The organism is Protofrankia sp. Cr1 (genome assembly GCF_963555865.1).
Taxonomy (GTDB): Bacteria; Actinomycetota; Actinomycetes; order Frankiales; family Frankiaceae; genus Protofrankia.
Window position 1 is genome coordinate 1 of the sequence record NZ_CAUVXO010000192.1, and the last position, 9,027, is coordinate 9,027.

General features: G+C 63.7%; 7 protein-coding genes. All 7 read right to left on the reverse strand.

Going from position 1 to position 9,027, the window contains the following annotated elements:
* On the reverse strand, positions 1-543 hold a 543-nt coding region (locus U9980_RS15600; protein WP_322768582.1), incomplete at its 3' end, for a DsbA family protein.
* A 184-nt stretch (positions 544-727) separates the two neighbouring features.
* Positions 728-1,804, reverse strand: coding sequence for a histidinol-phosphate transaminase (gene hisC / locus U9980_RS15605; RefSeq protein ID WP_322768583.1), 1,077 nt, complete (start codon positions 1,802-1,804; stop codon positions 728-730).
* 45 nt (positions 1,805-1,849) lie between these two features.
* Positions 1,850-2,761 (reverse strand): shikimate dehydrogenase, encoded by a 912-nt coding sequence (locus tag U9980_RS15610; protein ID WP_322768584.1) that lies wholly within the window; start codon positions 2,759-2,761, stop codon positions 1,850-1,852.
* A 54-nt stretch (positions 2,762-2,815) separates the two neighbouring features.
* Positions 2,816-4,498, reverse strand: coding sequence for a class I adenylate-forming enzyme family protein (locus tag U9980_RS15615; protein ID WP_322768585.1), 1,683 nt, complete (start codon positions 4,496-4,498; stop codon positions 2,816-2,818).
* Between the two features lie 153 nt (positions 4,499-4,651).
* Positions 4,652-6,589, reverse strand: coding sequence for an AMP-binding protein (locus tag U9980_RS15620; protein ID WP_322768586.1), 1,938 nt, complete (start codon positions 6,587-6,589; stop codon positions 4,652-4,654).
* A 38-nt stretch (positions 6,590-6,627) separates the two neighbouring features.
* The gene (locus tag U9980_RS15625) at positions 6,628-7,950 is read right to left on the reverse strand and encodes an aspartate aminotransferase family protein (protein WP_322768587.1); all 1,323 of its coding nucleotides are present in this window, start codon (positions 7,948-7,950) and stop codon (positions 6,628-6,630) included.
* A 34-nt stretch (positions 7,951-7,984) separates the two neighbouring features.
* On the reverse strand, positions 7,985-9,004 hold the full coding sequence (locus tag U9980_RS15630; protein ID WP_416210285.1) for an HAD-IIIC family phosphatase: 1,020 nt from the start codon (positions 9,002-9,004) through the stop codon (positions 7,985-7,987).
* Positions 9,005-9,027: the final 23 nt, after the last annotated feature.

Here is a 9,027-nt window from a genome sequence, read left to right on the forward strand (position 1 = left end):
GGCCTGCTCACCACGGGGAACAGAATTGAGGACCGGGCCGAAGAAAGCGACACCGTCAATATGTAGGGTCGGCGTTCCGACATCCTCGCCGACCGGCTCCATACCCTGACGGTGGCTCGCACGCAACGCCTGGTCATACTCGGTGCTGTTCGCGGCCTCGGCGAGGGATGCCGGCAGCCCGAGCTCGGCAAGGGATTCCGCGATTACCATCGGATAGTCCTTGTTCTGCTGGTTGTGGATCCGCGTCCCCATCGCCGTGTAGATGTCGCGCAGCACGTCATCGCCTCGATGTTGCGCAGCGGCGATCGCGACGCGCACCGGCCCCCACGCCCGGTCGCAGAACTCGCGGTACCATGATTCAATTTCGCGGTGCTCGTTGAGCACGGACAGGCTCATCACGCGGAACTTCAGTGCGATGTCGCGATGGCGTTCCACCTCGATGATCCATCGTGATGTGATCCACGCGAACGGGCAGACCGGGTCGAAGTAGAAGTCGACCTCGGGGCGCTCGTGGTACCGCGTATATGCCTGCAAGGGGGCCATCGTCGAGTTTCTCCTAACTCAGATCCTGAAACAGCGATCAACGAGAATGACTCGTCATTGCATGATCATAATGCTTCCAAGATCGGCATGGTGGTCGCGAGGCGGGCGTCGAGGATGTGTCGGACCGACACCGCACGGCCGACACCGCACGGCCGGCCCCACGTGCCCAGGCTGGCCCATCAGTTCAGCGATGTCGCTGGTATGCCGCCGCTACCTCCAGAAAGGTGTCGTTCGCGCCGGGGTCGCCGATGGAGACCCGCACGCCCTCGCCCGGGACCACGCGGACGTTCAGACCGTTTACCGTGCATGTCGTCGCGAAATCAGCGGATTCACCATTGAGCCGCAACCACACGAAGTTCGCTTCACTTTCCGGAATCGACCAACCCAGATCAAGCAGTGCACGTCGTACCCGCTCACGCTCCTTCACGGTTCTCTCGACCCGGGCGAGCAACTCCTCTTCGGCTCGCAGCGATGAGGCTGCAGCAACCTGCGCCAGGTGGCTGACCGAGTAGGGCAGCCGGGTTTTGCGCACCTCCGCAGCGACTGCCGGGTGGGCGACCAGGTAACCGATGCGTAGTCCCGCCAGCCCGAACGCCTTCGAGAAGGTCCGCACGACCACGACATTGGGACGGCCGGCTGCGAGCGTCAGGGCGTCGGGCACGCTGGTATCCCGCACGTATTCCCGGTACGCCTCGTCGAACAGCACGAGGCAGTCCGGCGGTACCTGGTCAAGGAATTCCTCAAGCTCACCCCGCAGCACCACCGTCCCCGTGGGATTGTTGGGGTTGCACACGATGATCAGACGGGTTTGCGGTGTTACCGCGGCGGCCATTGCATTGAGATCGTGCCGCTCGTCGCGCAGCGGCACGGCCACGGGTCGCATTCCAGCCAGTTTCGCCAGTACCGGGTACGCCTCGAAGGAACGCCAGGCGTAGATCGCCTCTGTATCCGGGTCGCAGACCGCTTCGAATAGCATCTGAATGGCAGCGACCGATCCGGCGCCCACCACGACGCGTTCGGGACTGGTACCAAGCCACCTGGCGATATCGCCCGTGAGTGTGGTGACCTCGCCGTCCGGGTATCGGTTTATCCTGCCGATTGCGGCCGCTATAGCCGCAGCCACCGAAGGTAGTGGGCCCAGCGGCGATTCGTTGGCCGCAAGGAGGTACGACCTGCCCGCCGAGGTGATGGCCACCGGTGCGGTTTGAAATGCCCCCAGGTTGTAAAGAACCGGGCGCAGCCGTGGCTGCACTTCGTTCATCGTCACTACTCCCTACCGATTATCGACTCCGCCGCGACGGACGGCTTACCTCGCCGAAAGGCCGACCGGCGATTTCATCACCCCACCTGAAGATAGGTTTGTGAGAAGCTCGAAGTGGTGGAGCATGCGGTTGGAGTCCGGCTGAACGCCGGTGAAAAGGCGGAATGCCTCGGCCGCTTGGAAGACGAGCATCCCGCCACCGGAAAGCGTCCGGCAACCCATGGTTCTCGCATGGTGGAGAAGGCTGGTCTCCTGGGGCCCGTAGACAATGTCTGCCACCCACTGGTTCGGACGGAGAAAACCTGGTGGGAATGGCAGACCAGGGTGGCCTGCCATTCCCACCGGAGTCGCGTGAATCAGGCCGTCCGCCCGCACGAGGCTGGCCTCGAGGAGGTCGAGGTCTGCGCCGACGACCCGCGCTCCCCCGACATGGCGTCGCATCCTCTCGACCAGCGCGTCCGTACGTTGCCGGTCGACGTCAATCACGGTGACCTCGGCCGCGCCGAGACTGAGGATGGCGTAGGCCACCGCGGCGCCGGCGCCGCCCGCTCCCAACAGAACCACCATGCCCTTGGCCGCGTCCCGTAGCCCTCGCTCGATGCTGCGGGCGAAACCCAACCAGTCGGTGTTGTGTCCGACGCTCTTCCCCGCATCGAAGACCACTGTGTTGACCGCGCCGATCGCAGCGGCATCGGCGGACAGCTCATCAAGATGCTCGAGGACGATCTGCTTGCAGGGATGGGTGATATTGAGCCCGACGAAACCCACCTGCCGGGCCGCGGCCAGGAGTACGGGGGCTTCGATCACGTCCAGCCCGAGTGCGGTCAGATCGATGAGTTGATAGAAGAGCCGGAGGCCGTTCAAGCCAGCCTCGCGCTCGTGCAGGGGCGGGCTCAATGAAGCTCCAATGCCGGCACCCAGGAGTCCTGCCAAGGCCGCCGGCCTGATCTCTGCCATGCATTACTCCCAAATTCGGGCGTGCTGAAGGCGACTTTTCAGCGCAGGTGAGGTTCAGCCTCCGAGAACACCGGGAACCACAGCAAAAACCTTTCCGTTGGCGTCACGAATGTAGTCAGAAAGGGCGCTGTACTGCTCCCTGAGCTGGCGCTTCAGAACTTTTCCGGTCACACCGACGGGGACCGCCCCGGCGACCTCCAGCATGGCGAGTTCGGGATGACCAGCCGATCGCAGTGCTTCGTTCGCCTGCTTGAGTAGCGTCTGTGGATCGATGTTGTCGACCTCCGACGTTACTACCCCGACGGCCACGACACGAGTATCGCTCCGGCCGGCGACCACAGCGCAGTCCAGGATCTCCGGGACATCGCTGAGGAGGGTTTCCTCCATAAGAATCGAATAACCCGGACCGGCTGATGTGTCTATCGTGTCCACGGCCCTGTCGACGTGGAAGAAGTTATTTTCCTCGTCCCGGTAGACAACGTCACCCGGCGTCCAGTATCCGCCGAGCCGGCTCCGATAGGTGGTGTCGGCGTTGTTCCAGTATCCGGCTGTGATCGCTGGACCCCGGGCGCCGAGCAGCCCGACTTCGTTGACGTCGCACTCGGTGCCGTCTCTGCGCAGGACGGCTACCTCGGAGACACCCACAGGTTTGCCGACGCAACGGTCATGGCGTTCGGACGCAAGGGTCCTGGCCTTCAACAGGACGGCCCAGCCGAGCTCGGTGGTACCGAGCCGGTCGAGGAAGGACGAGGGCGCCAGCCCCTCGCTTCGGTGCGAGAGGAGCTTGCGCATGTGCGCTTCGTGAACGGCATCGGCGGTGGTGACCCACACGTTGACCGAGTCGAGCGCACCCGGCTCCAGATCAAGTGCGGCCAGATCCGAGCATGCGTGGCCGAAGGCCATCACAGACGTGGGCTGATGGTCCCGAATCGCGGCCACCAGCTCCGAACCGCTCGGATCGTACAGGGGCACAATCGGGGTACCGCCGAAGATTGCGTATGTCAGGTAGTGGATACATCCCAGGTGTGACTGCGGCAGCGCCGCCATCATCACCCCGCCGGACATCAGAGTGGGATCATCCTGGGTGAGCCGGAACCGCGGCCCCGCCACGCTGGAACGGTGGGTCTGAATGACCGGCTTGGGCCGACCAGTCGTCCCCGATGAGTGCAGAATCGAGACCGGATCCTCAGGAGCGTGCCGCCAACGCCCGTCGTCGGGCAAAATGTTCTCCGGAGGCGCGGGCAGTTCCTCCTCCAGCTGGATGAAACGCAGGTCCGCCAGCTTGTCCACCGCGTCACCGAGTACCTTGAGGTGTGCCCGATCGGTGTACAGGGCGACCGGACCAGTCTGGCTGAGCAGCGAGGATGCGATGTCCTGTGGCGCTTTGCTGTTGATCAGCACTGCGATGGCGCCAATCTGAGCCAATGCGTAGTAGTGCACCGAGTAGGCGAAGAAGTCCTTCATGTAGACCGCTACACGATCGCGTGGCTGCACACCTTTTTCCAGATACCACACCGACCAGCTCTGCACGAGCTGGTCGAGCTGCAGCAGACTGAAGTCGGTTTGCTGCTGGCCGTCGGTGTTGGTCAGGGGCCTGCCCGACCGGATGAAGGCCGCCTCGGGATGCGGGTTCGCCGCGATAGCCGACCTGAGCAGGTTTCCGCCACCTACTTCGTCGTTCGCCGCGAACTCGAGGCGCTGTTCCGTCGTCAGGAGAGCTTTTTCGGACAACGACATGATTCAACCTTTCCGTCTTTGAGCGACTGGGAATGTGACTGGGTTCCGGGCGGGCCGGGAGCTGGCCGGCTCCGGATCGACCCGGTCCGGGAGTCTGGCCGTTACCCTGGTGAATGCGAGGGATCTCCCAGCGGTCACCGGCGCCGGTTCTGATCAGCGGCCCGCCCGAGCCGACGAGGCGGAATCCGCCTGTGCAAGGGTCACGGCGCGTTCGCGCAACGCAGACCGGTCCAGCTTGCCGACCCCGATCAACGGCATCGTGTCGATGAGTTCCAGCCGCTCCGGCAATTTGTAGCGGGCAAGCCCCCGCATCTGCAGATACCTGCGGATGTCATGCAGTTCGGGCCGGGCCTCACCGGTCGCCACCACGAACAGACAGACCGCCTCGCCATACATCGGATGCGGCATCGGAGCGGCTCCGGCAGCCGCCACCTGGGGCAGCTCGCCGGTCAGTTCCTCCAGCTCCTCAGCGCTGATCTTCTCGCCGCCGCGATTGATCAGATTCTTGATGCGTCCGGCGATCTCGAGGTTGCCATCCGGTCGTAACCGGACAAGATCCCCGGTACGGTAGAAGCCGCCCTGGGTGAAGGCCCGTCCGGTGGCTGCCGTATCCCGGTAGTACCCGGCGACGGTAGAGGGCCCGCGGGTCAGCAGCTGTCCGACATCCCCTGCGGGCACCGGCTTCTCGTCCTCGTCGACGATCATTATCTCGTCTCCGGGAGATGCCGGGCGTCCCTGGCTCTCGAACGTCACAGCGTCCGGGTCGTCGAGACGGGTGAAGTTCGCCAGCCCCTCACTCATGCCGTAAACCTGTTGCACCACGCACGACAACGCCGTCTTCGCCCGCTCGGCCGCTACCGCGTCCAGCCTGGCGCCGCCGACCTGAAGGACGGCCAGGCTGGAAACGTCGTAGTGTTCGGTACGGAGCACATCCACCCACTGCGTGACGAGACCCGGTACGGCCGCGGCATGCGTCACCCGCTCCCGGCTGATCAGCTCCAGGACCCGCCGTGGATCTTCGACCCCGCCCAGAATGACCGTCCCGCCCGCGGCCAGCGTCCCCATGATTCCCGGATAGGCGAGGACAAAGGTGTGGGTGGCGGGCATGACCGCGAGGTAGACGGTGTCGGCGTCGACTGCGGCGACATCGGAAGTGCTCCGGACGATGTAGCCGTAGTCTTCATGGGTGCGCGCCATCACCTTGGGCGGTCCGGTGGTGCCGCTGGACAACAGGAACAGCGCGACATCGGTCGGGTCCGCCGCATCCTCACAGCCATGCTCAACTTCCGCTCGGGGAAAAACCGGATCCTGGCCCGGCTCGCAGAGCTCGGCCAGAAAGGTGACGTCCGCCCCTTCCTCGCCCGCTCCATCGGCCACGAGCAGCCGTGTGAGATATGGATGGCGGGAACGCATCTGCTGGATCATCGAGAGATGATCGGACCGTCGAGTCCTGCCGGGCACGGCGATCGCCACGGGCGAGGTCAACCCCAAAATTCGATCAAGCTCATACTCCCGCAGCGTCGACGGGGTCAGCATCGGCGGGGCACCGATCCGGATCAGCGCCAGCACAAGAATGACAAATTCAATGCTGTTGGGCAGCTGGACCACCACCGTGTCACCACGCCCGATGCCCAGCGTCCGAAGCCGCCGTGCCACCCGATCCACCATGGTGAGCAGTTGGCCGTAACTCAGCCGCCGATCGCCCGCGACGAGCGCACACTTGCCCGGATCCCGGTGCCCGTGTCGGAGAAGCAGGGTGTCGAGTGGCTGCGCGCGCCACCACCCGGCCTCGCGGTACCGCCGCGCCCGGTCGGGTGGAACCCGGGGAATCTCGAGCGGTACGCGATGCTCATCGACAGGCAGATCGGCTGGCTGCGGTCCCTCGACACGTGCTGCGAGTTCGGCAAGGGAATAGTCCGTCGTGTCCCACAAGTCGATCTTCAAGCCGAACCGACGGTCCAACTCCAGCTCCAACTCCGTCGTCTCGACCGAGTCGAGGCCGAGATCCGCCCGCAGCCGCGTGTCCGCCGTGACCTGTCCAACGTCGATACACAGTTCCCGCAGCACATTGCCGAGGGACTCGATGCTCATAATCTCTCCCTCTTTCCGGAACCGGTCCGGCTCGACTCCTACAGCCTTGCCAGGGATTCCCTGACCGTGCCGACCACCGTGTCCAGCACGTCAGGGGTGTGCGCAGTGCTGAGGAACCACGGCTCCAGCGGGTTCGGGTGGAAGTAGAGGCCGGCTTCCTGGCACAACAGCTGCAGCCTGCGGTGGGCAGCGAAGTCGATAAGCGCGACGCACGCGTCGTAGGCCGGATCCGAGTCCGGCGCGCCGGTCAGGAGGGCCACCGACATCACCGAGCCGCAGCGTGCGATGCGCACGTTGTGGCCGGCCGCAGCGAACACCTCAGTCAGCCGCTGCTCCAGATAACCGCCGGCAAGGTCGAGGGTGTCGTACACCGATGGATTGCCCCTGAGCTTGCCGATCATGGCTACCACGGCGGTGACCGCAGCATGATTGCCCGCGAACACACCGGCGTGGAACGCCTCGTTGCGAGCGAGCGGCGCCATGATCTCCTTGCTGCCGCCGAACGCCGCCACCGGGAATCCACCGCCGAGGACCTTGGACACGATCGTCAGGTCGGGCCGGATGGAGAGCAGCTCCTGGGCCCCACCCAACGCCACCCGGAAACCGGTGATCACTTCGTCGAAGACAAGCAGCGCCCCGTGGCGAGCGGCCAGGTCGGCGATCCGCTCTAGAAATCCCGGCAATGGATGGACCAGCCCGGCATTGCCGCAGACCGGCTCGAGGATCACCGCCGCAATCTGGTCACCACGTGCCGCAAACAGGTCGTCGAGCGCACCGGGGTCGTTCCAGGGCAGTTGCAGTGTGTGCACGAGCGCTTCGGGAATCATGCCAGGCGCCCCGGGAACGGCGCCGAGCGCGCTTGCGCCGTCGTTCGTGATGGCAGCCTTGCGCAGCACCGTCTCGCTCCACCCGTGATAATGCCCCTCGAAGGTGACCACCACGGTGCGACCGGTGACGAACCGGGCCAACCGCAGTGCGGAGGTGATCGCCTCAGTGCCCGAGTTGGCGAACCGGACCTGCTCGATCGTTGGCACGGCTGCGGCGATCAGTTCGCCAGCCTCGTGGTCCAACCGGTGCGGAATACCAGTGACGGCTCCCAGCCGCAGCCGTTCGGCCACCACACCCAGAACATCCGGGTCGGCATAACCGAAGAGATGCGGCCCATAGCCCATGTTGACATCGATGAGCGCATTATCCTCAACGTCCCAGATACGGCATCCGGCCGACCGGTCCAACACCAGGGGGGTCTGGATGCCGAGGTTTCGCATGTTGCTGCTGCCGCCGCCGGCAATGACCTCGCGGGTGGCCTCGAGCAGCTGTTCACTGGTCACTCGGCTAAGGTAGACCGGTGCCTGGATCATATAAATCGGCTCCTTCCGGGGTAATTGGCGCACATCATGGGCGAGGTGCACTGACGAGCACGTAGTGCGGATCGTCCGGAATACTGGTCAGATCGGCCTCGAACATGATAAATGGATCTCGGCGTTCCACTTCGAAAAATCGGTTGAACTTGTACGAGACGTACATCATTCGGTTCCGGTCCGTCTGGACGAATTCCGCCAGCAGTCGAACGTGGGCGGCGTCAGCCATCCGCTTGATATAGTTGATCATAATCGTACCGACGCCACGCGACATCACCCTGCACGACATGATCAACAACTTCACGATCCAGGCTTCGTCGCCTTTTTCGACCAGCGCCAGGCCGATCGTTCCGTAGGGCCCGTAGCAATCCTCGAGTGTTGCTGCGAGCAGTAGGTGTCGATCCGAAGTGCGGAAGGCATCGAGCTCGGCATAAGAATAGGTGTAGCCGGTCGTGTTGAGCTGATTAGTGCGGAGCGTGAGTTCCTCGGCGCGCTGGAGGTCGTCTTCCGTTGCCGCCACGATTCCGAAACGCATCTGGAGACTTTCCATGAAAGCCTCCTGCACCCCGCTGAAATCAGCTTCGGCGACCTTCCGTTCCCGGTCCGCCTGATACATCAGGCGCCGCTTTCTGGAGTCGTCGGTCACGAATTCCGGAGTGAACTCGGGTCGCCCCGCGAGCGCAACCGCCTCCGTTGCGTCGAGGCACAGCACCTCGGGCAGGACGAATTCCACCTCCGCTCGCTCGAACGCCTGGTCATCGATGAAGGCCAGCGTATCGATCCCGATGTTGAGAGCTGCCGCGATTGCCTTCACCGATGCTGATTTCGTGTCCCAGCAGATCTGCGGATAAAGAAAGTACTCGGACAGGCCGAATTCTTTGAGTTTGGTGAATGCGACATCATGATCATTACGGCTGGCGATAGAGTGGATGATTCCCCGTTCGTCGAGGGCCTTGATGGTGGCGACAGCCTCCGGAAAAGGCCTGACATCATCGTTTTCCAACAGAATTCCCTGCCAGAGGGTGTTGTCGAGATCCCAGACCAGACATTTTATGGTCTGCTGTGGTACAGCTGACT

Coding starts and splice junctions, on each gene's coding strand:
- U9980_RS15625 (WP_322768587.1), bottom strand. CDS start 7,950: ATGATCCAGGCACCGGTCTACCTTAGCCGAGTGACCAGTGAACAGCTG.
- U9980_RS15615 (WP_322768585.1), bottom strand. CDS start 4,498: ATGTCGTTGTCCGAAAAAGCTCTCCTGACGACGGAACAGCGCCTCGAG.
- U9980_RS15610 (WP_322768584.1), bottom strand. CDS start 2,761: ATGGCAGAGATCAGGCCGGCGGCCTTGGCAGGACTCCTGGGTGCCGGC.
- U9980_RS15620 (WP_322768586.1), bottom strand. CDS start 6,589: ATGAGCATCGAGTCCCTCGGCAATGTGCTGCGGGAACTGTGTATCGAC.
- hisC (WP_322768583.1), bottom strand. CDS start 1,804: ATGAACGAAGTGCAGCCACGGCTGCGCCCGGTTCTTTACAACCTGGGG.